The organism is Massilia sp. DJPM01, from assembly GCF_030348125.1.
Classification (GTDB): domain Bacteria; phylum Pseudomonadota; class Gammaproteobacteria; order Burkholderiales; family Burkholderiaceae_D; genus Telluria_A; species Telluria_A frigida.
The window spans coordinates 1-25,923 of record NZ_JAQOZV010000081.1 but is presented as its reverse complement, the minus strand read 5'-3'; the positions used below and the strand labels follow the sequence as shown (position 1 = coordinate 25,923).

Below are 25,923 nucleotides of genomic sequence, written 5' to 3'. Positions count from 1 at the left end.
CACGTTGCCGGGAAGGTAATACGGGCGATCTTGCCATAGGACTTTCTCATTGCCACGTGCTACTAAAGCACAAAGGTCAGGAATTCAGTTCTATAGACAGCTTTGTCTTGAAATTAGTTCCAATGTTTGGAAGAAATTTCGTTACCTAAAAGCGCGACGAGTCGTGCGCCTCAGAGGGAAGGTCGTCAAGAATGCCTGCCCTGACATGACTTCCGAGAGCTGCTGGCGGGTTCAGGCCGGCGTGTGTATCGGCGCCGTTGAACCCGAACAACCCCAACGCGCTAGCGTTGCCATGCATCATGCATACGACTATAGTGAAGAGCAAGCCCGCCCTTCTCTGGCCCGCTCCTTCACCTCACGGAAGGAAATGCCCATGTCACACCGACTCCCTTTCAAGGCAGCCCAGTTGGCGGCACTGCAGAGCCTGGCCACTTTGGCCGGCGCACAGCAAGTACAAGACAGCGGGCCGGTCGTCACGATCTTCGGATCCGGCCAGACCCGCCAGGTACAAAACATCACGCGCGACGACCTGGCCAATAGCCTGCCAGGAACCAACGCCCTGAAGACGCTGGAAAAACTCCCGGGCGTGCACTTCGAATCGGCCGACCCCTTTGGCACATACGAATGGTCCAGCACGTTCAGCATGCGTGGCTTCGCCCAAAACCAGATCGGCTATACGCTCGACGGCGTGCCGCTGGGGGACATGGCTTACGCCAATAGCAGCGGACTGCATATCAGCCGCGCCATCACGGCGGAGAACATCGCGCGCGTGACGGTGTCGCAAGGCGCCGGCGACGTCGGCACCGCATCGATCAGTAATCTCGGCGGCACCGTGCAGTTCTTTTCCGCCGATCCGAACCAGGCCTTCGGCGTGAGCGGCGCGCAGACGTTCGGCAGCAGCCATACCTATCGCAGCTTCGCGCGCCTCGACACGGGCCTGATGGCGAGCGGCACCAAGGCCTATGCCAGCCTGATGCGCCAGCGCGCGCACAAATGGAAGGGCGACCATGGTCCGCAAAACCTGGACCAGTTCAACACCAAGCTGGTCCACCGTCTCGGAGCGCACCGGCTCAGCGTCTTCTACAACTACTCGGATCGCCTCGAAACCGACTACCAGGACATGTCGCTCGAAATGACGCCGCGCCTGGGCTGGGATTGGGACAACTATGCGCCGGACTGGCAACGCGCCGTCAAGGCGGCCAACGGCGTCTATGGCGGCGCCGTCACCTCCTTGGACGATGCGTATTACCTGGGGCGCGGATTGCGCCGCGACACGCTGGGCGGGGCCACCCTCGACGCCAGGCTAAGCGGCGCCGTCGCGCTCAAGAGCACCGTATACCATCACTCCCATCAGGGCCAGGGACATTGGTACACCCCCTACTCTCCCACCTCGGCGCGCGACCCGATCTCGATCCGCACCTCGGAATATGGCATCAGCCGCAACGGCGTCGCTGTCAATCTGCTGTGGGATGCGGGGGCGCATGCGGTCGACGCGGGCGTCTGGATCGAGCGCAACAATCATGTGGTGACGCGCAATTTCTACGCGGCCGACGGCAGCGAGAACTCGGCCCGCTTCCTGCGTCATCCCATTAGTACCGGCTTCATCCAGGATTTTTCGACCAAAACAAGGCAGTTCCACCTGCAGGACACGATCACGCTGTGCGACGGCGCCCTCACCGTCAATGTGGGCCTCAAATCACCCAAGGTGGCCATCGATACCGTCGCGCCGCTCGGCACCCGTGCGGCCGGCTCGCTGAGCTCGTCGAAGTCCGTGCTGCCACAGTTCGGCCTGCAATACGATATCGACAAGGACCAGGAAGTCTTCGCCTCGGTGTCCCACAATATGCGCGCCTTCAATCCCGGCGCCGGCGGACCGTTTTCACAGAACCAGACGGCGTTCGACCTGAGCGCGCCGGTTCTCAAGCCGGAAACCTCGCGCACGCTCGAGCTTGGCTATCGCTTCAAACAGGGCTCAATCACCGGCTCGCTCGCGGCCTACGCGATCCGCTTCAAGGACCGTCTTGCCACGGTGGCCAACTGCAGCGGCATCCTCGGCTGCCCGAGCAGCTTCCTCAATGTCGGCAAGGTCGACACCAACGGCGTCGAAACGGCCATGGTGTGGACGCTGGCGCGGCACTGGACGTGGTTCAACGCCTTCACCTACAGCGACTCGGCCTGCAAGTCCGACTACCTGGACGGCGCCACCCTGGTCGCTGCGAACGGCAAACAGGTGGTCGATACGCCGAAGACCATGTTCAATACCGAGCTCTCGTATGGCGCTGGCCCCTGGTCCGCGCACGCCTTGGCCAAACACACCAGCAAACGCTACTACACCTTCCTGAACGACGCGTTTGTGCCTGCGTACTGGGTGCTGAACCTGTCGGCGGGCTATCGGATGACATCAGTGGGCACCTTGAAGGACGTGACACTGCTGGTCAGCGCCACCAATGTACTCGATAAGCGCTACTACAGCACGGTCGGCACCAACGGTTTCCTTGCCACCGACCCGGGCCGCAGTTTCCAGACCTTGCTGGTGGGCGCGCCGCGCCAACTGTTCGTGACGCTCAGCGCCAAGCTGTAATCGAGCGCCGGCACGCTATGTGGCCCATGCCGCATCCCGGCATGGGTCAAGCGTGCCAGCGCAAGTCTCACTTCGGCGGGACGGAGTATTTCACGGTGTAGCTTCCGGAACCCGAATACGATTTCACTTCGATGTAGTAATAGCCTGCGGTTCCCACATAGTTGATCGATTCGCTGGATGTGTTGCCCCGGCTGACCGCGACCTTGCTCCAGCCGGTGCTCAGCGATTTGTAGAGGGACAAATCGAAGTCGGTGCCGGCCGGTCCGGTCAACTGCACGTTGTAGGTGCCATTGCCCGCTTGAATGTAACCCGGGCTGGTGTTTGGCGCGTAGGCGATGCCGCCACTGCTCAGCGTTCCGGTTTGGGTAACGGCGGTATACTTGCCGAACACCGTCTTCACCAATCCTTCATTGACTGCGTGCCAAGGATAACCGAGGGTGCGCATCCGTGAATTTTCGGTTGGGCGGTAGATACCGTTCGAGCAGTAACGCCCCCCTTGGAAAACCCCTACCGTGCCGTTCGCAACGCTACCGACCGTGGTGGGTACCGGCGTGGCGGCGGCGATCTTGCTGCCCCATTTGACGTTACGCGTGCGGTTGATCGACACATTGCCTTCGGTTGGCTCGGAACTGATGCCGCATGTGCCGCCTTCGTATTCGTCCGCCAGCGCAAATGCGGTATGGCCGATTTCGTGCAAAGCCACTTCGACCGACGAGGTGTTCATCGACGCGGTGGCGATCGCCCCGCCCGAACCACCGTAGCGGGTCGAGTTGGAAATGACGACGATCACGTCGCGCTGGTCCGGACCAAGAACCGAGCCGACAATGTTATACACCTTGGTCTCGTTGACGCACAGAAGGCGTTCGATGTTATAGCAGTAGAATTCGCCATCCATGGCGGTGTCGCGATAGATGCCTTTATCGATCTCATCGACCCCGGATTGATTGCTCGCGATATCGACGCGGCGCACATTCATGTTGGCGCGATTGGCGGCGAACAAAGGATCGGCCATGAAGCCGTCGATCACTTTCTTCGCATCGGCTTGCCATTTTCCCATTTCGGCTGCGGTATAGCCATCGCCGATGAACACATAGTCCATGCGCGCATTGGACGGGCCCGTGTTGACGACCGTGGTGACGGTCGCCGCCGGCGCCGCGGCGGCCATGCTCTGGCTGCGCATCATCTTGCTGGCGCCCACCTTTTTTTCCAGTGACGCGCGGTCGAATTTTGCCAGCGGTGCGGTAACGGCCTTGATGCCCACATTGGTCGACGCCGGCGCCAGTACGTCGACGCTGGCAATGTCTGCGTTAAACGGCAAGGACACCTCGAACACGCCGTCAGCTTGCTTCACCTGGCGCGACATATCAATGGCGCCGGTTTTCGGATTGAATACTTCAATGTGCCTTTGCTGGGTGTTTTTGACCGCCACTTCATGCAGTACCGTACCTGCGGCATTGCGTGCGACGACGCGCCACTGTTGGCCTGGGGCGTGGCCGGGCAGGCTCGGGGTCAGCGCAAAATCACCCACTTCGGCGTGAATCGGCGCGAAATTGACGCCGCTTCGTCCTTCGCTGACGCTCACGCGCAGGGAGATATTTTGCGCCTGTGCCGCGACTGTCAGGCTTGCCATGGCCACCAATGTAAGCGATAAAGATGTGAGTAATTTCATTGTCGTCCTCGTTCGAGTTTATTGTTTTCGAATCAGGAGTTTGTTTCCATTTTGGAAACGTCGCGCCTTCAATCCTGCTCATATTGCATAAAACTGCTGCTGTAACGCGCAGCGTGCTCGCAACATTATGTAAAGGTTTATGTTGCAGTTCGGTGTTGTTGGCGGAAGATCGTGGGCGACATTCCGTACTGCGAGGAAAATGCACGGGAGAAATGGCTGGCATTGGTAAAGCCGCATTCCTGCGCGATATCCAGAACCCGCGCCTGCTCCGACAGTAGCGCCGCGCAAGCCCGTTCCAGGCGCAGCTTCATCATGTATTGGTGTGGCGGCAGCCCAACCGCGCGCCGAAACTCGCGTGAAAAGTGTGCCTCGCTCATGCCGCACAGTGCGGCAAGTTCGGCATTCGATACCGACTCAGCCGAACTTTGCGCAATGTGCCGCAGCACGCTGCGCAGCCTGCTGCCGCCGAGGCCGCTCCTCTCGGGCACGCTGTTTGGCTGGGTATAGTGCTCAAGCAAATAACACACAAGGACAGTGATCAAGCCATCGCACGCCTCTTGCGCAAGCTGCCCCGCCAGCGCTGCGGTATTGAGCATTTTATGCACGAGGTCGAGCACGATCCGGTCCTGCACAAACACGTTGGCCACCAACTTATTGCTGGCGGCGTCATCGCGCAGGCCGCCGAGATGATCGACCAGCTCGACCGGAATGAAGATATTGACGATGTCGCAAGCGCTCATCTGGGTCCACTGGCCACATTCACCAGGCGGGGAAATCCGAAAACGGTTCGCAGCGATCATGCCACCCCAGACCGGCTTGTTGCCGGCCCAGATCCGTGCCTCCAGAGGAGAAAGCATGAGGGAAAGCCGATAACTCCCAGGATGCGGACTCATGGAACGGACCACGTGTTCGGCATGGCCGCTAGACCAGCGTCCCAAAGCGGCTTTTGAACGTGGCAATGGCCCAATGCAGAGGTCCAATGGCGAGGCCACCCCGCTCTGCAGGAACCAGCGCCGTAAATCCTCGGTGCTCTTGATCATCGGCGTGTCGCTTTCGGTGTGAGGGGCCAAATCCAGTAATTGTCATTTTACCATCTGTTTTAAGGCGTATTTGGCATATTTCCATATGCAATCTGCATAAATCGACATGGTCGTCGACCTTGGGCGACGCTTCCCTGCGCCCTGCTCCGTCATCAGCGAGCCCAGCGCCAGCGTGAATTCGTGGGCGCCACATTCGTGGGCGCCACGATTGACCGACTGGTCACGACTGGTGTGGAATCAGCTGCCTGGCTTGTCGTCGCATGTGTTGTCAAGCGGCTGGACAGGCGCGTCGGCCGGACGCTTCAGTTCCATGATGCTAAACTTGTACAGGCGATCAAAGCGGCCTGGTGCCTGCTAAAAGAACGGGTAGTAAACAAGCCGGGTGTTCCGAACCTCACCGTTAGCCGAGAGGACAAGAACGATGAACCAGGAAGGAAGACGGAAATTCTTGAGGTTAGCAGGAGCCTCGGCCGGCGCCACCTTGGCGAACACGGCTTTTCCCGGGCTGATACGCGACGCCTTGGCCATACCGGCCAACCAGGTCACGGGAACGATTGCCGACGTCGAGCATGTGCTGATCTTCATGCAGGAAAATCGCGCCTTTGACCACTATTTCGGCAGCCTGCCGGGGGTGCGCGGATTTGACGATCCGCGTGCCATTACGCTACCGAGCGGCAAACCAGTGTGGTACCAGCCCGATGCGAGCGGCGGCTACGTGTTGCCATTCCACTTGGACACCCGGAACACCAGTGCGCTATCGCTCGGAACCGAGCACGACTGGAAGGGCTCGCAAGTGGCCTGGCAAGGCTGGGATGCCTGGGTCAAACAAAAAACCGCCCAGTCGATGGGCTATTTCGACCGCGGCGACCTGCCCTTCTATTACGCGCTGGCCGACGCCTTCACCATCTGCGACGCCTACCATTGCTCGGTTTTTGGCGCAACCGATCCGAACCGCCTGTACTCGCTGAGCGGCAGTAACCAGGGCTGGATGGGCCCCATGGGCAGTCTCTACAACATCGATCAGGCCGGTGTCTACCACAACGACCCCGCGCTGGACAATGTCTCGGCCAGCGCAAGCAGTGGCGCGCCCAACTGGCGCACCTATGCCGAGGTGCTGGAGTCGAACCATGTCAGCTGGAAGGTGTACCAGGAATGGGATAACTACGGCGACAACTACCTTGCCTATTTCCGCAATTTCCGTGTCAATGCCGACGGCAGCCGCTTGTCGCCGACGGCGCCCTTGTACCAAAAGGGGCGCATGATCGCGCCCGGCTCGACCCGGGCCAACCACGCCGGCACCAAGGGCGACTGGCTGCTCAAGTGCTTCGCCGACGACGTGCTCAACAATCGCCTGCCGCAGGTGGCGTGGATAGTCGCGCCGAGCGCGTTTACCGAACATTCGCCGCACTCGCCCAATGCTGGCGAGAACTTCAGCGCGCGCTTGCTGGCGGCGCTGGTGGCCAATCCCGCAGTCTGGTCGAAGACGGTCTTGCTGCTGATGTACGATGAGAACGATGGCTTTTTTGACCACGTGCCATCCGACCTGGCGCCGCTCCGGCCGAGCATGGGCAAGACCACGCTGGCCGACGTCGGCGCTTTCGAGACCTACAATGGGGTGCCGGTCGGGCTCGGCCCGCGTGTGCCAATGCTGGTGATTTCTCCGTGGAGCAAGGGCGGACGGGTGTGCTCCCAACTATTCGACCACACCTCGAAGATCCGCTTCCTGGAAGAGTGGCTGGTGGCTGGGCTGGGCAAGGAGCGCGCCGCCGTCAGCTGCGAGCTGATCTCGCCGTGGCGCCGCGCGGTGTGCGGCGACCTGAGCTCGGCCTTCGAGTTCGCATCGCCAGACAGCCATTGGCCCTCCTCGCTGCCCAAGTCCACCACCTATAAATTGGTGACTGGCAAGCCAACGCCAATGCCGCCCGAGGTGCAAGTGTTGCCCAGGCAGGAGCCGTATGCGGCGGCGAGCGGCGCACGCCATGCCTGCGCCTTGCCTTATGCGGTGGAGGTACAGGCGCGCGTGAGCGGCAACCAGCAGCTGGTGCTCGCGTTTGCCAACACCGGTAGCGCGGGCGTGGCGTTCATCGTGTATTCGCGCGAACGCGCCGGCGGGCCTTGGTATTACACGGTCGAAGCGGGCAAGCGGATCGATCAGGACGCCTGGAGCTGGCCAAGCGGCCGCTATGAACTGAGCGTGACCGGCCCCAACGGCTTCCTGCGCGGCTTCAGGGGCAGCTTGGCGGCAGTCACCGTCAACGCCGCCAGGCCCGAAGTGCAAGCGGCCTCTGATACGGTCAGCGGCAACGTCAAACTGACCTTGTCGAACCTGGACGGCGCGCGCGCCTGCAGGTTCACGCTGACCGACAATGCCTACGGCAGCGCGGCGCGCAGCTTCACCGTGGCGGCCGGCCAGGCGACGACGGTCGAATGCGTGCTCGGCGCCAGTTATGGATGGTATGACCTGAGCGTGGCCAGCGACGCCGACGCGCACTGGCTGCGCCGGCTCGCTGGCCACGTCGAGACCGGCAAACCCAGCCGGACCGATCCAATCATCGGTGCCGTGCGGCCCACGTCGCTGCGCGGAGCGTGAAGCTCCCATCGCCGCCGGTCTTCCCCGGACAGTTCCAGATGTTTCATCGATCAACTCCTGATGCATTGCCAATTCGACTTTGACGGCAAAAATTGAGCGACTTGGGAGGCTGTCGGACTTTTCACCGAAAAGCGATCAGCATATTGGTTGTCAGTTCCGACAACTGATGGATATCAATTGCCCTTCTTGGGTCGGCGATAACGTTGATCCACAACGCCAATCCGACCAGATGAAAACCCATGCCTTACCTCTTGAAGCACCATGCCTCGGCCAGCGCCTCGTTGCCTGTCGATGCCTTTCCGAATGCTCGGCAAGGGAGCTTCAGCTTCTTCGCCTACGGCTACCTGCCGATGCAAGACCTGTGCCTTGTTTTTTCCGCGCCCGACGGGACCGAAGTGCGACGGGTCTCGCCGCGCAGGATGCCGCCGCGCGACAAGAAGCCCGCCTCGCGCCTGCGCTCGTATGCGGGCGTGCTATTGCTTGAGTATGTGGTGCGGCGGCTGCTGCGGCAAAACCTGATCTATTACGTCGACCTGGAGCCGGAACAGCTGCGCTATCCCGCGCTGTCGGTGCGCGTCAAGAACATGGGAAAGTCGGCCATCGTCGTCGGCAGGCTGCGCCTGCGCACCACTGAGCTGGCACGCGACCGCCTGATACCCAACGATCATGCGATCGAAGGCTACGCCGAATGGGTCAGCGTTGCGGCGGGTGCCTTCCTGCCGCTGTACGTGCACGCGCCCTCGAAGCGCTTTTCGCTTCAGGTGATCCGCTTTGGCGCGCATGAAGAAATGCTATTCCGTCAGCCCTGTATCGAAGGCGCCTCTCAAGACTACCGCGCCGATGCTTACGAGAATGGGGCGCGCTGGGATGTCAGCTACATCCTGCTCATCCAGCCCCACTGGAGAAGCGGCCTGTATGCGGCCCGCCTGGCCGACCAGGAAGGCAGTTTCGACATCACCTTCGTCGTGCGCAACGGCGGCCGCTCGGCGCCGGGCACGTTGGCGGTGCTGGCCTCGACCAACACGTGGCAAGCCTACAATCCATGGGGCGGCGCTTCGCTCTACCGCAGCACGCTCGACGATGGCCTGGAGCGGCAGTTCGCCTTTATCGTGCATGGTCAGCGCCCCAATCCGGCGGCGTCGCCGCTGGGCGCGGAGGGGCACCTCGCCAATGCCGAGCGGCACGTGCTCGCCTGGCTCGACAGGAACAAAGTCGCGTTCGACCTGTTCGCCGACATCGACCTGCATGAGCTGCCCGGCCTGCTGCAACAGTACCAGACCCTGCTGATCAATACCCACAGCGAATACTGGAGCGCCAATATGTACCGCGCGCTCGAAGCGTTCCAGGCCAAGGGCGGGAACCTGATCTATCTTTCGGCCAACGGCCTGTACTGGAAGACGGCCATCAGCAAGAACCGCATGGAAGTGCGCTTCGACCATAGCTGCCATACGCTGATCAACGATACAGGCGGGCGCTGGCGTGATTTCGGGCGGCCCGAGTGGCGCACGCTCGGCATTACCTTCACCCGGGCAGGCTACCGCGCGTATTTCCGGCCCTACCGGGTGATCGCGGCGCGCCACTGGATCTTCGAAGATACCGATGTTGCGGTGGACGACCTGGTCGGCTGTGAAGGGCTCAATTGCGGCGGCGCGTCCGGCTGGGAGCTCGACAAGCTCGATCCCGCGGGAAGCCCGCCGGGCCTGGTGCATCTGGCCAAGGGCACCAATCCCTGGCGTGCCGGCGCCGACATGGTTTACTTCCCCCATGCCGGCGGCGGCGCCGTGTTCTCGGTCGGTTCGATCACTTTCGGCGGCAGCCTGGCGGTCGATCCCGTGCTCTCGCGCATGCTGCTGAACGTGATCGCACGATTTTCCCAAGCCCCCGTCCGTCAATGCCAGGAAGCGGCTGTAGGTGACCGAAGCCTGGTCTAAAACGCTGTTGAAAAAACCTCGAAATGAAGCATTCTTGCAACCCAATTTGAGCCCATGAACTTGGTGGTCAACGTGGCGCCATTACGCCGGGAACAGGTGGCGCCTTCATGCCGGAAATTGACACCTCGCACCGGTCGGTGTCTCAGCAAGCTGGTCAGTGACCCACGACTGGAAATGGTCAGCTTTCAGGGTCATAGTGGAACTCGCGCAGCTCTTGTGCACAGCGGCAGGCCGTGGCGAGCCTGGCCGCCCATTGAACGGCAACGTCCCTTGACGGGAGCTCAAGCACACAAAAACCCCCATCGAACTCGCGCGTCTGGCGGTAGGTCTCGCTGGTGCTGCTGCCGTCCGGCGCAACCAGCAGCGACCCGATCCCGGCGTTGATGCCGCCACCAAATACATAGACCCCGGCAGCCTTGGCCTCGCGGATCACTGCATGCGACGCCTCGCTGACGGCTGCCATGTCCGCAGCAGGAACCTCCATCGCACTCGCAGGGAAGGAAATGAGAAATTTTGTCATGTCCAGTTACTCTCCTTTACCCGGTCGTCAGGCCCATGGGTACTGACGGTGTGAGCAGCGTTTGCGCCTTCATCAAGGTCGCCGAACGTCACAGCCATTCACGGTCATGCGTGCCTGACGCGGCGGCGGCCCCGCGCGGCGGCCAAATCGGCCAGGCCCAGGCCCAGCAGCGCCAGCGAACCGGGCTCCGGAATGGCGGCGACGGCGGGACCATGGCAAATTCGCTGGACCCTATGTATAGATCCCCGACATCCTTGACGAGATCGCGCACAAGGCCGATCCGTGAAACCAGCCTCACATCGGCGCCTGTGCACTTCAATATCTAAGCAACTACGAATATGGAAGCAAGAATCTTCACGATTTAGCCGCAGCATTGGCCCGTGCGGTGTGCACTTTCCTGTAGCTGTCAATCAAACGTTCGTGCTTATCGAGCCCTTCCAGTTTCATGCTCGTCGGCGTCAAACCGAAGAAACGCACACTACCGTCCACCGCCCCCATGACGGCATCCATGCGAGGGTTGCCAAACATCCGGCGGAAGTTGACCTCGTAATCGGCCAGTTCCAGGTCGTCATCGAGCTGCACCTCAAGCACGGCATTCAAGGCTTGGTAAAACAATCTCCGCTCGACCGTATTGTCGTTGTACTGCAGGAAGGCTTCCACCAGCTCCTGCGTCTCCTCGAGTTGCTGCAAGGCGAGATGGATCAGCAGCTTCAACTCCAGCGTTGTCAGCTGTCCCCAGACCGTATTCTCGTCAAATTCGATGCCGATCAAGGTGGCGATGTCGGCGTATTCGTCCAGCTCGCTGTTCTCCAAACGCTCAAGGAGTGCTTCGAGGCTGGCATCGTCCAGGCGATGCAAGTTCAAAATATCGGCGCGGAACAACAGCGCCTTGTTCGTGTTATCCCAGATCAAATCTTCCACCGGATACACTTCCGAATACCCCGGCACCAAAATGCGGCAGGCGGCAGCGCCTAAATTCTCGTACACCGCCATGTATACCTCTTTTCCCATGCCTTCGAGAATGCCGAACAAGGTCGCGGCCTCCTCGGCATTGGCGTTCTCACCCTGGCTGCAAAAATCCCATTCGACAAAATCATGGTCAGCTTTGGCACTGAAAAAGCGCCACGACACGATACCGCTGGAATCGATGAAGTGTTCAACAAAATTATTCGGCTCAGTGACGGCGTTACTGACAAAGGTAGGCCGAGGCAAATCGTTCAACCCTTCAAAACTGCGACCCTGCAGCAACTCCGTAAGACTGCGTTCCAGCGCCACCTCGAAGCTTGGATGCGCTCCGAACGAGGCAAACACACCGCCCGTCCGTGGATTCATCAAGGTAACGCACATCACCGGGTAAGCCCCACCCAGCGAGGCATCCTTCACCAGCACCGGAAAGCCCTGCTCTTCCAGTGCCTCAATGCCGGCCAGAATGCCAGGGTATTTCGCCAGCACCTCGTGCGGGACATCGGGCAATGCGATCTCGCCTTCGAGGATTTCGCGTTTGACCGCCCGTTCGAAAATCTCCGACAGGCATTGCACCTGCGCTTCGGCCAGCGTATTCCCGGCGCTCATGCCATTGCTGACGTAGAGGTTTTCGATCAGGTTGGACGGAAAATACACCACCGCGCCGTCGGACTTGCGCACGTACGGCAGCGAACAGATACCGCGCTGCACATTGCCGGAGTTGGTGTCGATCAGATGCGAGCCGCGTAACTCGCCATCGGGATTGTAAATTTCCAGACAGTACTCGTCCAGAATCCCGGCCGGCAGCGCATCTTTGCGGCCTGGCTTGAACCAGCGCTCGTCGGGGTAATGGACGAAGGCCGCGTTGGCGATGTCTTCGCCCCAGAACGTACCGCCATAGAAATGATTGAAATTGAGCCGCTCGATAAACTCGCCCAAGGCCGACGCCAAGGCGCTTTCCTTGGTCGATCCCTTGCCATTGGTAAAACACATCGGCGAGTGCGCATCGCGGATATGCAGCGACCACACATTGGGAACGATATTGCGCCATGAAGCGATTTCAATCTTCATGCCCAAACCCGCCAGCACGCCGGACATATTGGCGATGGTTTCTTCCAACGGCAGATCCTTGCCCGCAATGAAGGTGCTGGCCCCGGACGCCGGTTTCAACGTCAGCAATGCCTGCGCATCGGCGTCCAGATTCTCCACCTCGTTGATCACGAACTCGGGCCCGGCTTGCACCACTTTTTTCACTGTACAACGCTCGATGGAGCGAAGAATGCCTTGCCGGTCCTTATCGGAGATATCCGCCGGCAACTCGACGTCAATCTTGAAAATCTGCTGATAACGGTTTTCCGGATCAACAATATTGTTCTGCGACAGGCGGATATTCTCGGTGGGAATATTGCGAGTTACGCAATACAACTTCACGAAGTAAGCTGCGCACAAAGCCGATGAGGCCAGGAAGTAATCGAAGGGACCAGGCGCGGAGCCATCGCCCTTGTAGCGCACAGGCTGGTCGGCGACCACTGTGAAATCATCGAACTTGGCTTCAAGACGAAGCTTATCGAGAAAGTTGACCTTAATTTCCATGGGGAATTCTAATGAGTGTGCAAAATGACGGAGTCGACATTATCGTCGCTTTTGCCCTCACGGCATAGCTGCTGGCGGGAGTAGTAGAAGCAGCCACGCTTACACCCCGGCCCATGCCATCTGTCGACGAACACGTGTGTACAGTGGCAAGGCGCAGTGCGCCGGCAAGATGACCTCACGCCGACCCCGGCTAACAGCAGCGCCAGCGTCGGTACGCGACATCTTGGGGCATGACCAAGATTGCGGGATGAAGGGCCGAAACCTGAAGCCCCGCGCCCCCCCGGTGTTAGAATTGAAAATTACCTTTCAGCATCTTCATACCGTGAACCAACCCGTCGTATTCTTCCCGATAAATCAGCGCGAACAGGCAGCCCAGACTTCATCGGAAGTTCTGCTTGCGCTTGCTGTATACGAAAAACTCGCGGACATTGTGCGTGAAGCAACGAACCTGGCGCAGCGAGCTCATCAACAGGATTCGCAATCCGACGACGTCAATCAAAACCGCGCGCACACTGGGGTCTTGATTGACGGGTCACGCGGAACAGGGAAAAGCTCGGTCCTCGTGAATATTGCAAAATATCTCAAGCAACACGATCCCGGCCTTGAACAGCGCGTTCACTTCTTAAAACCGCTGGATCCTACCCTGCTGGAAGTCACGGATGACCTGTTCTTGAACGTGATCGTCGCCGGCCTGGTATCCGACGATGCCATTCAGGCTGCCCGTCACGGCGGCGACGACAAGGCCAATCTCTTCCACGAACAGCTGCAACGCCTGGGAAATACGTTGGAACGCCTGGAATCGCAGCGCGACCTGCGCGGCCTGGACAAGCTGCGTGCATTCATGGGCAACCAGAATCTCGCCCAGGAAGTCCATTTGGTTTTCAAGGCGGGGCTTGATTTGTTGGGGAAACAGTTGCTCGTGCTGCCCATCGATGACGTCGACACCTCGCTCGATCGTGCCTTCGACAATCTCGAAGTGATCCGCAAGTATCTTGTGTCTCCCTACGTCCTTCCGGTCATCAGCGGCGATCTCGCCTTATACAACGATCTGAGCTGGCGCCATTTTCACGGGAAGCTATTAAAAGATAGCAACGCCGACAGCGCCGACGCCGTGGACCGTGCCAAAGACCTGGCCCAAGAATACCAGCGCAAAATCCTGCCCCTGCAATACCGGATCGAAATGCCGGAAGTGCTGTACTATCTGCGCTCGCCGATTATAGGTTTCTACGATGCGGACCGGAAACCGGTGCCAGAGATCACGATGGCGCATTTTTACAGCTGGCTCGAGGCTGTCCTGAACGAGCGTACCAACGGAAGCGAAAACAGTTATCTCCAGCCGCCAGTCAAAAACGTGCGCTCGCTTGCCCAACTCGTGTATTCCCTGCAGTCGCAAATCCCGGAGTTGGCGCAAGTGATTGCGGACGAAGGGCTTGACCCTGTTCAACTGCGCCGCCAGGTCGTGATCCCGATGAAGGTATCGGCCATTCGCACATTCAAGAGCAGCTATGCGGCGGCCACGCGCATTGTCAACAAATCGGCTAACGAAGCGGCGCGCCGCCAGGCATATACGGAATTTTCCGGGACAGTGCAAGGTTCCCCGGCATTCGAGCGCCTTCGCGGTCTCCTTTTTTTCAGTCAAGACTTGCTGAAGAACTACTGCCAATTTTCCGCAGAGGGCGGACCGGCTTACCTGGCTTTAACGGCGCAGCGCCACTGGTGGAACATGGCCGTCGAAGACCATGTCGACGACAGTGTTCTGGGTACCTTCCTGTTTCAACCGATGACCCACCGTCATCACAGCCTGCGCCACTTCGGTTTGCACGCCGACACCACGACCTGGCTCGACATCACGAGCGAGCGAGCGCCGCATGAGTGGTTGGAGAGCATACCGGCCGAAACGATCATTCCCTACCCTTCGCCAGAGCCAGGCTATGTGCTGGCCAAGGTCAAGCTCGATTTCGGGAGTCCGCAGGCCAGTTTCGCAGCCGAACTTCTTCTTCACCGAAATTTTTATACGACGAGCAAGCGCGCCACGCTTGCCTGCAGTGGCCGGGTGTTCGAGTTGATCGTTGCCAGCTTTGTCAGCGATGTCAGCACCGGCGACATTGCCAACCTGCTCCAGCGCTCCCCCTTCCATTCGCTGGCGGCAGTCGCAGCGACCAAGACGCAGTTAATCGCAAGCGACGATGACGAAGATGCGGACGATAGTCCTGTCAGTGAAACGGAAGCCGACGACGTTGCCGCATTGCACGCGGCACAAATAGAGCAGCTTTCCGCCAGCATCGAGGCATGGCGGACGCGGCATGATCTATACAGCCACAGCCCTGCCCCGTGGTTTTTCTATAACGTGATGAACAAGGCCTTCAACCAAGCTGCGATTGAAGGAGGGCCCGGGCATGAGTCCCGAAAATATCTACGTCCGACGTAGCGAAAGCAGCATTGATGATCCCCAAAAAAAAGCGGTGACCGTGATGCTGCGCCAGGGCGCGGGCGGCAAGCTGGAATTTGACGAGACCCTGAACCTCGTCTTCGACCATGACAGCGACGAAGAATTAACGTTCATGCATGTGCTGCAGGATCACCTGCTCGAAACCTATCGTTTGGCCGGCCTGACGATCGAGACCAATCCAACCTCCAACCTGTATATTGCGCGGCTGCGCACGTACAAGGAACATCCCATCTTCCGCTGGGCGCCGCCCGATGCCCAGCTCCTCGCCGCTGGAGCGAAATACAATGAATACGGGTTGCGCGACGGGCCAATTCCCGTGACGATCAATACCGATGATCCCGGCATCATGCCCACGACGCTGCGCACGGAATTCCTGCTGATGGCCGCCGCGGGCCATGGCCTGAAACCGTCGGCCGATCTGGATGCCTGGCTGGCCGCGATCAAACAGCACGGCAACGCGCACTTCAAGCAAAACCATCGCTCGATCTGGCCAGCAACGCCTTAGGATGGCGCCCGATGCGCACGCTGCTGCGCAGCAAGGCGAGCTTGCAGTGCACGCCCGTGTAAGGCCCGGTAATGCAGGGCACAGATAGCGCGACCGTCTTCAGGCGCCGCATGTATTGCCCGGGGCTGTCCGCATCGAACAGCCATACGGGAATGCTCACTTCGCAGACACCGATGGCTTTCAATTTCAGCAGCGCCAGCGGATCGAGCCGTGCCAGCGACACATGGCGGGTCATCTCATATTCGCGCCGGTTCTGCTCCAGGTAGGCCATTTCAAGCCGGCGAAGGTCCAGGTACAGGCTTTCGCCGGCCAGCAAGCCTTTGCGCCCGCTATCCCAGTAACCGAATTGGACCAGATTGAGCTGATCGAACTCGCTGCGCAGCACCTCGTACTTCAGAGTCTGTTCGGCCCGCTTGACCAGCAGCGGCTGCGATTTGCGGCCCAGCGACCCATCGATCGGACAGGCCCAGCCAGCCTGCAGAGGCAGCTGCGGCAAGTCGTAATTTTCCAAAAATCAATACTTCACGAAAGGAAATTGTTTCACCTGCGAGTGCAAGCTTGTGTTGTAATCAAGTGTTACTTAAAAATGTAAGTACATCAATAATTACATGGAGACACTTTGAAGACGACTCAGCACGCCATCTTGCCATCCCGCCTGGCCAAACGGGCCCCCGGCGCCCTCGCCTGCCTGCTTGCCGTCACCGTTGCCCTGAGCGCCTGCGGCGGTGGCGGCGACGGCGGAAGCGGCAAGAACACGATCGGCAACACACCGGACACCAAGGTCCGCGTGGCCCCCAATGCCACGGATAACTGGACCCTCGTTCCGGCCGCCGAAGTCGGCATGGATGGCGCCGTGCTGGCCGACGCCGTCGCCAAGCTGCCCGACGCCAGCACGCACGGCATGTCGAGCATGCTGGTGCTGCGCCACGGCAAGCCCGTGCTGGAACAATACTGGAATGGGTACGACAAGGACACCCTGCACGACCTGCGCTCGGCGACCAAAAGCATCACCTCCCTGATGATGGGCGTGGCGCTCGACCAGCGCGTGGTCGGCTCCGTCAACGATACCCTGAGCAGCTACCTGGCGCCGCTGTATCCGAACGCGCCGGCCTACCGTCTCGGCCTCAAGCTGCAAGACATGCTGACCATGCGCAGCGGGCTCGACTGCGACGACTGGGTCCGCAGTTCCCCGGGCAATGAAGAAAACATGTACCAGCAGACCGACTGGGTCAGCTTCTACACCAAACTGCAGGCGCTCGCCGCGCCCGGCAGCACGACCCGCTACTGCACCGGCAATCCGGTCACGCTCGGGCGCGTGATCGCCGTGGCCAGCAAGAAGCCGATCCCGGCATTCGCCAACGAGTTCCTGTTCGGGCCGCTGAACATCCAGAGCGCCAAATGGGCCGAGTTCGACAACCGGAACCAGACCGATACCGGCGGCCACATCCAGATGCGCCCGCGCGACATGGCCAAGCTCGGCCAGTTGGCCTTGCAAAAGGGCCAGTGGAATGGAAAACAGCTGGTCTCGGCGGCATGGATGGCGGAATCGACGCGCCAGCATACGCAATTCACCACGCTGCCGGACCGCAACGGGTATGGCTATTTCTGGTGGCGCAGCGTGGAAACCGTGAAACGCGTGTCGTACGACGTCATTTTTGCCGACGGCAATGGCGGCCAGTACATCATGATCGTCCCCGCGCTCGATATCGTCGCCGTGTTCACCGGCGAGAACTACAATTTGAAGAAGGCGGAATTTCCTTTCGAGCTACTCGACAAGTACATCCTGGCGGCAGTGAAATAAGCAGGCGAATGCGAGCGCAGCGTATCGGCTGACAACAAACGGGTACGCGATGAATGACATGAACCTTACCGCAACTCCCCTGCGGGAGATCGGCGTCCACGGCGGCGGCCACGACGTCCTTGCCCGGGAAATTGGCGAGCGTTTCCAGAGTGGCCGTGCGCAGGAAGTCATCGACTTCATCGCCGCATGCGATGTCCGCGTATTGGAGATCGTCGGCCTTGCCAGTACCGGCTCCTGCATCTGGCGCCAGGACGCCGGCCTGTGGCGCACCTTCGCCCGCATGACGGGAAAGCGTGGCGTCTTGTGGCGCGGTGCTGACGACGTCAGGCATCGCGACGCCGCTTTTTCCGAGGAAATGCGTGCCCTGGGCCGGCAACGGCTGGCCAGCGCCGCAACAGATCCCGTTGCGCTCGCAGCCGCGCGCGAATTCGTGCTGAGCTGCGTCACACCGCGCCTGTCCTATCCGGGCATTGCACGCGACCACGTACTGGCCCTGGTCGACGCGCATCTTGCCTTGTGCCGGGAAGCCGGCGTCAAGGATGACGACAATGGCCAATCCGGCATCCTGCCCCTGCTTGAGTGCCTGGACGACCCAGCGGATCTGATCGCCGTGGCGGGCAATACGGCCTATTGTTTCGTTCAAGCCGCTTGGGCCCACAGAACACGCAGCGCGCAGCTCAGCGCCCGCCAGCGCTGGCTGCCGTGGCACGACTTTTTTCGCCGGCACCCGGGCTACCTGGACCGCTATCATGAACGGGTAGCCGACCCGGCACTGATCATGCGGCGTTGGCCGCACGTCCCCCCCACACTACGTTGGGCCATGACGCGGACCCTGCTGTCCGCGATGCCGTACCGCCCCGGCGCTGAGCAGGACTATTTCTTCGACGCGGTCGATGCCATCATTCGCCATGACCCGGCCGACTTCGTCGAGCTGTTACGCAAAACAATGCTGCGCCTCGACGGCGGGCTGGCCTGCCTGATATGGCGGCAACAGTACCCCGCCTTGCTGCCCGGGCTGTTCCCGCTGATGATGTCCGCCCGCCATTGCCTCGACGACCTCAGCGTCCCCTTGAATCTCATCCTGGGTAAGGAACCAGGGCTGCTGCTGTCCGGGAGGGAAGACAGCCTGCCGCGTGCCATCGCCGTCCTGTCCGCCGAGGTCTTGCGCGGGGTCTTGCCCGCGCTGGCGACGCTGATCGGCAATGGCGCGTCGGCAGAGCTGCGCGCGGCCGTGGTCGATGCAGCGAAAAAACTAGCCCCGGCCGACCTTGCCGACGCCGGCTGGCTGGCGTCCGGTAACGATAAGCTGCGCCTGGCGTGCCAGGAAATCCTGCTGGCCCATCCGGACAAGGATAGCGCCACGCTCCTGCTGTCCAGGTGCTGACGTGGGGGCGTGGCGGCCATGCTTCCCATGGGTGGGGCATGAAACAGTCGAAACAGAAATATTTACAATAAAATCATCCCGTTTTGCAATTTCGATGTGGCAATATAGAGTGATTCGCCAGGCCAGCTGGGCCGGCACCCCCTCACTCTATCAAGGACCACCATGGCCACGGCAAGTGCATACACCAAAGTAGCGCAAGAACTCTATATTTCCTATTTTGGCCGCCCCGCCGATAGCACCGGTCTCCTGAACATGAGCGCCGCGCTGGCTGCGGCCGGCGCGCCGACCACCACCTCCGGCCTCGATGCCGCCTATGCATCGAACGCCAGCGTGCGCGCGCTGATGGACAGTTTCGGCAAGAGCGGAGAATCGACCGTCCTGTACGGCAGCGCCTCGACCGGTTTCAGCACCGCCCGCTTCGTGACCGAAGTGTTCCACTACCTGTTCGGGCGCGCGCCGGCGCAGAGCGGCCTCGCGTTCTGGACCAATGCCATCGATAGCGGCTCGCTGACCCTGGCCGCCGCCGCGCACTCGATCCTGACCGGGGCCATCGTGGCCAATGGCGCCGATGCGGCGCTGATCGACAAGAAGGTCATCTTCGCCAATCATTTCACCACCGCCCTCGACACCGATACCGAAGTGAACGCCTACCGGGGCGCCGTGGCCGCCCAGATCGGGCGCGACCTGCTCGCCAACGTCACCGCGGCCACCGATCCGGGAACCTCGCCAACGGCGGTCACCGCCACGCTGGCGCAGCTGGGCAAGTCGATCGTGCTGACCACGGGCGCCGACAACCTCGCCGGCGTCAGCGGCCCCAATCTGTTTGTGGCCAACATCGCCGGCAACAGCAACACCCTGCAGTCGGGCGACCGCATCAGCGCCGGCGATGGCGTCGACACCTTGCGCGCCAACGTCGGCGTGTTCCAGGCCAGCGCGCTGACGCCGGAGACCCAGGGCGTCGAGAACGTGATCGTGCGCGCCGACGCCAGCATCAGCACCACCGCGCCGATCGAGATCAACGCCGCCTCGATGAAGGGCGTGACACGCTGGGAAAGCAAGCACAGCCACGGGGACCTGGTCATCGATCACGCCGGCATCGCCAACTCGCAGCTGCCCGAAAACGTCACCGTCGCGATGGCCGGCACCGATGCCGGCAATGTCGACTTCGGCGTGTACTTCGACACCGCCGCCCTGCGCGCGCTCAATCCGACCGCTGGCGGGCAAACCTTGCGCCTGCAACTGATGGATACCCGCTCGGCCGAGGCCGGCGACGCGCCCTTGAAGGGCAATCCTTACGACGGCTTTGTGTTCACCTTCAACGGCAAGCCGGTGCAGGTCCGCTCGCCCGCGATCGACCAGGCCCAGACCTATCCCGAACTGCTCGCCGCGATCCGGGCCCAGGTCGCCGTCACGCCGGGCCTGGAAAAGATGGTGGTCAGCCTGGGCGCCCCGTTCGAGGCGTACGACACCCAGTACGGCCACCTGCAGAGCGGGCGGGAAATCCTGATCACCAATCCGGGCACCGGCACCATGACGACCGACGACAGCTCGGGCTGGCTGTCAAGCTTGATTCCAAACGACACCATGCATAAGGCAATGCCAATCGGACCGGTCGCGGCGGGACGTGCACTCATTACCAGCAGCGTCGTGCTCGACGGGGTTGGCCGTGGCGCCACCGGCGGCGACCTGGTCATCGGCGCCAAGGCGACCAGCACCGTCACCCAGCCCGGCGTGGAAGCGTTCAACATCACCGTCGAGAACACGAGCCGGCTGCAAACCATCAATTCGACCTATAACAGGCTGGAAACGGTGAACCTGGTCAACGGCACGTCCAAGGGCGACGTGTCAGTGCGCGGCGCCACCGACACTGCCGACCAGCCCTTGCCAGGCCTGGTCGGCGAGCGCAGCGGCTCCCAGCATGGCGACACTTACGGCTTCCACGATGTGCGCCAGGTCAACGCCGGCGCCATGAAAGGCAAGGTCGATATCGAGGCCATCGTGAGCGACCTGGCGCTGGCCAAGTACATCGACCAGCCCGGCAGCCAGACCGGTGCGCGCGGCGAAAGCGTCGATTTCATTTACCTTGGCGGCAACAACGACGACGTTGTCATGCTGGACATCACGTCGAACATGGCTGCCAAGCGCGGCGACCGCGCGGCCGGCCTGGAAGACTTCCGTTTCAAGATGGGCGGCGGCACCGGGGACGACCAGCTGACCTTGCGCATCCTGCCTTCCGTGCAGGGGAACAATAGCTGGATGGTCAACCAGGACTTGAACAACAATATCACCCTGAGCGGTGGCAACGGCAACGATACGCTACGCAAGCCGGGCGCGGGCGATGCCGTGCTCGACGGCGGCAACGGCAACGATGCCATCTACGCCGAGAACTCGGGCTTGCAGGAAGTGCTCTCGTTCGTCGCCGGGCAGATGAACATCGCCGCGTCGACCACCTACCTTGGGGCGCAGTGGGTGTTCAACACCGCCGACCAGATGGGCTTGCTGGCACCGGCGCGCGAGTTCGGCGCGCTGAAAAGCGACGCGCTCGATACCTACAAGCTGGCCGGGACCAAGGTCAACGTGAGCTTCCAGGGCATCGGCAGCAGCGTGACCGTGGGAACCACGTTGAGCATGACCATGCCGACCGACAAGGATATCAACGAGGCGATCACGCACGCCATCAATGACGACCCGGTGCTGAACCAGCTGCTCCGTGTCAACGACGGTCCGGGCAGTGCGCTGATCGTGCATGCGCTGATTGACGGCGCGATGAGCCCGGCGGACCTGAACATCGCGCTGCAGGCGCTGGACCCGGCCAGCCTGACCGATGCGCAAGTGAGTGCCTGGGCGGCGGCCTACGGGCTGACCGGCGGCGCCGTGTCGACCGATGGCGTGTTCAACGTGATCCAGACCTCGCTGGCCGCCTTCAATGCGAATGGCGACTATGCCAGCGCCATGGCGGTCGACCACGGCGCGGTGCACAGCATCACCGGGGTGAACAGTAGCGCGGCCAGCGACAACCTGATCCTGCCGGGCATGGGCAACGATGTGGTGGTGCTGGGCACGGCGCTGGGCGCGAGCAAGGCGGTCTCGAGCAACGATACGGTGGTGTTCGACGAGAATTTCGGCAACGACACCCTGGTCCACTTCAAGCCGGCGGGCGCCGGCATCGATCACCTCGACTTCACTGCCTTGGGCGGCAAGACGCTCACGGCCGACCTGGCGGTGAACAAGTCGATCACCATCGTCGCCGCGGGAACCAGCAACGACACGCTGGCCAAGATCAGCGCCCTGTTCAACGCGTACAACGCCGAAACCATGACGCACGTGGTCGCGCTGGTGGACGGCACCGGCAATGCCGCGATGATCTTCTCGATCGAGGATGTGGCGGGCGCTGACAATGGCAAGGCGACGATGCAGGGCAGGATCGACCTGGGCACCGTAAACTGGCACAGCGCACTGACGCAGGCAAACTTTGTCGACGCGACCAGCATCGGTTTCAGCCAGGCCGAAGGCGCGGCCGGCGTTGCGGCAACGCCCGTGCAGCTGGTCGGCATGACGCTGCCGGAGAGCGGCCTGGCCGGCGCCTGAGGGCCGGATGGCATTCAGGGATGGCGTTCGCCATCCTTGAGTTCCTCGAAGTAATCGTCATACGGCCAAAAATCGCTGCCGCCGGGCATATCGGACCTGGTAAGGCAGCGATTCCTTAAAAAATCGATGCGGTCCGCAATGTCCATGTAGTCCATGGCTTGCTCGTCGTCGTCGACCAGCGGCAGGCGCAAGTCGATGCGCTTGTTGCCGCCATCGACATTGTAGGCATAGCGGTCGCCCAGATCGAAGTCGCGCCGCAGGTCGGTACCCCATTGCGAGTTGCTGCCCCAGCCCATCGACAGATCGATGGTCTTGCGGTTCTTGCGCCAGTAGCTCCAGTACAGCGCGGACTGGTCGGCAATGCCCCTGGCCAGCAAATGCGCCGGCGCCGATACGCTGACACCGGCGCGGGAAAACATCATGTTTCCAAGCAAGAGCGCGGGCCACAGCAGACCCGTCATCTCGATGGTGTCGCCGCTGCTTTCGCTTACCTCCACCACTTCGCACCAGAACGGATGAAAGCGGGACGGCAATTCGGCGCGAAACCCAAGGTGAGCGAACAGGGCGGCATAGTTGTCGGACGTGATATCCGGGCCGGCATAGCCGGAGCCGCCGTGCTGGAAGCGCAGCAGCATCACATCGCTGAGCCGGGAGGCACAATACAAATTCTCGCTCTCGCCTTCGAGCAGCTCGGGCCAGGCGTGCAGTGAACCGGCGCGCCGCCTGATCTCGCCGAAATACGCGCCCGCGTCCTCCAGCGCCGTCCAGCGCGCAAGAAAAACGTCATCCCACACACGTTCTCCCTCGTATTTGCGCATGGCGTCGTACAGCGCGCGCAGATTGCCCCGCCAGTGCCGGTCCGCATCGAAGCGCCCGGCTGCATTCAGTGCATTCACAGCGGCAGGATCGTCGACAGGCATTGCAGGACACTTCCAAAATTGAATTCACCGGATTTTACTGCAGGATGGGACAGCCTTGCCGGCGCTGGCGGTGCGCGCACCGCCAGCGCCGGCATTTACCTCAGCAATTAATGCAGCGCGGTCACCGCATAGCCTTTTTCGGCAATCTGTTCATTCAAGCGTTCGATGGCATAGTCAGGCAACTGGTCAGCCTCGTCGGCGATCTCGAAGGCCCTGGCCTCGACTTCCCAGTCCGTATTGGTGGCCTCGTTCGGGATGTTGCGGTCTTGCGGAACTGCCAGGTAGGAATACTTGCCGTCGTGTTCTGCCCTGCGGTAGATGTCCAAGCGCATGATGATGTCCTATAAGAATGAGAAAACGAACTCCTGCTTTCCGTGCGGACGCAGCGTCCGTGCCTAAATGTAGTGGAGCCCTGCCTGTGCGTCTGTTAAGTATTCAACATGAGGTGTCTTTTTTGTGCAAATCTTTGTTGAGTACGCCGGTACTTTTGATGCATATTGAGATCGATAAAGCTATGATGGGTTTATTGATTGCGTAGAGCAACATTCGAGCTGCAATCCTGATTGACCTTAATAAAAGGGAATTATCATGTCCTCGCATTCAATACTCGGCAGACTCAAGGTGTGGCACACGTATCTGATCCTGAGCGTGATCGGGATCGTGGTGGCGAGCATTCCGACCTACCTGTACCTCAAGGAAGCCGGCAAGGCCCTGTCGGCCTATTCGTCCGAGCAGGAGGGCATGCCGGGCGTGGCGAACGTGCTGCGCGTGATCCAGTTCACCCAGCAGCACCGCGGCCTGTCCGCGCTGGTGCTGGGCGGCGCGGGCGACGCCGGCGAGAAGCGCGCCGCCAAGCAGCGCGACGCCGACGCCGCCTACACGGCGGTCGATGCCCTCGTCGGAAAGCTCAACGACCCGGCCATCGCCCAGTTGTGGTCGGTGCCCAAGCGCGAATGGGAAACCTTGCGCGCCGATGTCTCGGGCAAGACCATTACCGTCCCACAAAGTTTCGCCGCGCATACTGCCTTGCTGGCCAAATTGCTCAAGGTGAACGAGCTGATCGGCGATTACTACGGTCTCAGCCTCGATCCGGACAAGGATTCCTACCAGTTGATCCAGGCCATGTACTACCAGCTCCCCAATTTGACGGAAGAGCTCGGCCAATTGCGCGCCAAGGGTGCCGGCTTGCTCGGCAAGAAGGAAGCCAGCCAGGAAGAACGCCAGATCATTTCATCGATGCTCGGCCGCATCCACGACCGCGTCGTGCAAACCACGAATGCCTTCGGCAAGGCGGCGGCGTACAACCCGGCAATCGGCAAGAGCCTGTCCCCCCTGATGAACGAAGCCGTGGCGGCGTCGGCCACGCTCACCGAGCTGGCCACGGCCCAGATTCTCAAGCCGGAAGCGCTGACCTTCAACGCGAGCGAGTATGTGGCGGCCGCCACCCGCGCGATCGATGCCCAGTTTGCGCTCAACAGCGCCGCCAAGACCGATCTGGACGCCATGTTCGTTGCCAAGATCGGCAACTTCCATACCGAGCGCTGGACCATGCTCGGCGTCATGCTGGCCTTGCTGGCCGTCGCCGGCTACTTTACCGTGCTGGTGACCCGGGCCGTCACGGTGCCGCTGAACAATGCCGTTGCCGTGGCACAAAGCGTCGCCAGCGGCAACCTGGTTAACGAGTTCGATGTCGGCGCCGACAATGAAGTGGGCCAGATGCTGCGCGCCCTGAAGGAAATGAACGATAGCCTGCGCGGCATCGTCGGCGATGTGCGCGTCAGCATCGACAACATCAGCGCGGCCACGCGTGACATCGCCTCCGGCAACAATGACGTGTCGGGCCGCCTCGAATCGCAGGCGTCCAACCTGGAAGAAACGGCGTCGTCCATGGAAGAACTGACGTCCACGGTCAAGCAAAATGCCGACAACGCCCACCAGGCCAATGAACTCGTGCTGGGCGCCTCGCAGGCCGCCACCAAGGGTGCGTCGGTGGTGTCGCAGGTGGTGCGGACCATGGGCGAGATCAACGATGGCTCGCGCAAGATTGTCGACATCATTGCCGTGATCGACGGCATTGCTTTCCAGACCAATATCCTGGCGCTGAATGCCGCCGTGGAAGCCGCCCGCGCCGGCGAGCAGGGCCGCGGCTTTGCCGTGGTGGCCAGCGAAGTGCGCAATCTGGCCCAGCGCTCCGCCTCCGCCGCCAAGGAAATCAAGGTCTTGATCAGCCACAGCGTGGGCCAGGTCGAAGCGGGCAACCAGCTGGCCAACGAAGCCGGCACGGCGATGGACGAGATCCTGAACAGCGTCACGCGCATCACCAGCATCATGGCGGAGATTGCGGTGGCCTCGGCCGAGCAAGGCGCCGGCATCGAGCAGATCAATTATC

16 protein-coding genes and 2 pseudogenes are annotated in these 25,923 nt (G+C 61.1%); 10 read left to right on the top strand and 8 right to left on the bottom strand.

The window, feature by feature from the left end:
- Window positions 1-205: 205 nt before the first annotated feature.
- A pseudogene (locus PO883_RS35295) lies at window positions 206-793 on the top strand (TonB-dependent receptor); the annotation flags it as partial.
- Between the two features lie 396 nt (window positions 794-1,189).
- Window positions 1,190-2,581: pseudogene (locus tag PO883_RS35290) on the top strand (TonB-dependent receptor domain-containing protein); the annotation flags it as partial.
- 67 nt (window positions 2,582-2,648) lie between these two features.
- Here PO883_RS35290 and PO883_RS31450 read toward each other — a convergent pair.
- A complete protein-coding gene (locus PO883_RS31450; protein WP_289313275.1) occupies window positions 2,649-4,250 on the bottom strand; it encodes a M64 family metallopeptidase in 1,602 nt (533 codons plus the stop codon).
- Window positions 4,251-4,387: 137 nt separating this feature from the next.
- On the bottom strand, window positions 4,388-5,290 hold the full coding sequence (locus PO883_RS31445) for a helix-turn-helix domain-containing protein (RefSeq protein WP_289313274.1): 903 nt from the start codon (window positions 5,288-5,290) through the stop codon (window positions 4,388-4,390).
- A gap of 448 nt (window positions 5,291-5,738) precedes the next feature.
- Here PO883_RS31445 and PO883_RS31440 point away from each other — a divergent pair, with 448 nt between their 5' ends.
- Complete coding sequence (locus tag PO883_RS31440; protein WP_308606679.1) at window positions 5,739-7,880, top strand: phosphocholine-specific phospholipase C; 2,142 nt, start codon at window positions 5,739-5,741, stop codon at window positions 7,878-7,880.
- A 239-nt stretch (window positions 7,881-8,119) separates the two neighbouring features.
- Window positions 8,120-9,811 (top strand): N,N-dimethylformamidase beta subunit family domain-containing protein, encoded by a 1,692-nt coding sequence (locus PO883_RS31435; protein ID WP_289313272.1) that lies wholly within the window; start codon window positions 8,120-8,122, stop codon window positions 9,809-9,811.
- A gap of 178 nt (window positions 9,812-9,989) precedes the next feature.
- Here the strand turns inward: PO883_RS31435 and PO883_RS31430 are convergent, their stop codons facing one another.
- The 3 genes from PO883_RS31430 to PO883_RS31425 form a co-directional block, all read right to left on the bottom strand.
- Window positions 9,990-10,331, bottom strand: coding sequence for a YciI family protein (locus tag PO883_RS31430; RefSeq protein ID WP_167088116.1), 342 nt, complete (start codon window positions 10,329-10,331; stop codon window positions 9,990-9,992).
- Window positions 10,332-10,435: 104 nt separating this feature from the next.
- Window positions 10,436-10,705, bottom strand: a complete 270-nt coding sequence (locus PO883_RS35285; protein WP_167088117.1) for a PEP-CTERM sorting domain-containing protein — start codon at window positions 10,703-10,705, stop codon at window positions 10,436-10,438.
- On the bottom strand, window positions 10,686-12,887 hold the full coding sequence (locus tag PO883_RS31425) for an OsmC domain/YcaO domain-containing protein (RefSeq protein ID WP_289313271.1): 2,202 nt from the start codon (window positions 12,885-12,887) through the stop codon (window positions 10,686-10,688). The genes PO883_RS35285 and PO883_RS31425 overlap by 20 nt, the downstream gene beginning before the upstream one ends.
- A gap of 292 nt (window positions 12,888-13,179) precedes the next feature.
- Between PO883_RS31425 and rdrA the strand changes: the two genes are divergently transcribed.
- Together rdrA and PO883_RS31415 are read left to right on the top strand one after the other, a co-directional pair.
- Window positions 13,180-15,315, top strand: a complete 2,136-nt coding sequence (gene rdrA / locus PO883_RS31420) for an antiviral RADAR system adenosine triphosphatase RdrA (protein WP_289313270.1) — start codon at window positions 13,180-13,182, stop codon at window positions 15,313-15,315.
- Window positions 15,284-15,841: a hypothetical protein gene (locus PO883_RS31415; protein WP_289313269.1), complete on the top strand. Its 558-nt coding sequence runs from the start codon at window positions 15,284-15,286 to the stop codon at window positions 15,839-15,841. Before rdrA ends, PO883_RS31415 begins: the two co-directional genes overlap by 32 nt.
- On the opposite strand, the gene PO883_RS31410 is transcribed toward PO883_RS31415, so the two are convergent.
- On the bottom strand, window positions 15,801-16,337 hold the full coding sequence (locus tag PO883_RS31410) for a hypothetical protein (RefSeq protein WP_289313268.1): 537 nt from the start codon (window positions 16,335-16,337) through the stop codon (window positions 15,801-15,803). The genes PO883_RS31415 and PO883_RS31410 overlap by 41 nt on opposite strands.
- 123 nt (window positions 16,338-16,460) lie before the next feature.
- On the opposite strand from PO883_RS31410, the gene PO883_RS31405 reads away from it, so the two are divergent.
- From PO883_RS31405 to PO883_RS31395, 3 genes are all read left to right on the top strand, one after another.
- Window positions 16,461-17,642 (top strand): serine hydrolase, encoded by a 1,182-nt coding sequence (locus tag PO883_RS31405; protein ID WP_289313267.1) that lies wholly within the window; start codon window positions 16,461-16,463, stop codon window positions 17,640-17,642.
- 49 nt (window positions 17,643-17,691) lie between these two features.
- Entirely contained in the window at window positions 17,692-19,026 is a 1,335-nt protein-coding gene (locus PO883_RS31400; RefSeq protein ID WP_289313266.1) for a hypothetical protein, read from the top strand.
- Between the two features lie 162 nt (window positions 19,027-19,188).
- The gene (locus PO883_RS31395; RefSeq protein WP_289313265.1) at window positions 19,189-22,614 is read left to right on the top strand and encodes a hypothetical protein; all 3,426 of its coding nucleotides are present in this window, start codon (window positions 19,189-19,191) and stop codon (window positions 22,612-22,614) included.
- 14 nt (window positions 22,615-22,628) lie between these two features.
- On the opposite strand, the gene PO883_RS31390 is transcribed toward PO883_RS31395, so the two are convergent.
- Together PO883_RS31390 and PO883_RS31385 are read right to left on the bottom strand one after the other, a co-directional pair.
- Window positions 22,629-23,510, bottom strand: a complete 882-nt coding sequence (locus tag PO883_RS31390; protein ID WP_289313264.1) for a hypothetical protein — start codon at window positions 23,508-23,510, stop codon at window positions 22,629-22,631.
- Between the two features lie 131 nt (window positions 23,511-23,641).
- Window positions 23,642-23,866, bottom strand: coding sequence for a DUF6139 family protein (locus tag PO883_RS31385; protein ID WP_289313263.1), 225 nt, complete (start codon window positions 23,864-23,866; stop codon window positions 23,642-23,644).
- A 256-nt stretch (window positions 23,867-24,122) separates the two neighbouring features.
- Between PO883_RS31385 and PO883_RS31380 the strand changes: the two genes are divergently transcribed.
- On the top strand, window positions 24,123-25,923 hold a 1,801-nt coding region (locus PO883_RS31380; protein WP_289313262.1), incomplete at its 3' end, for a methyl-accepting chemotaxis protein.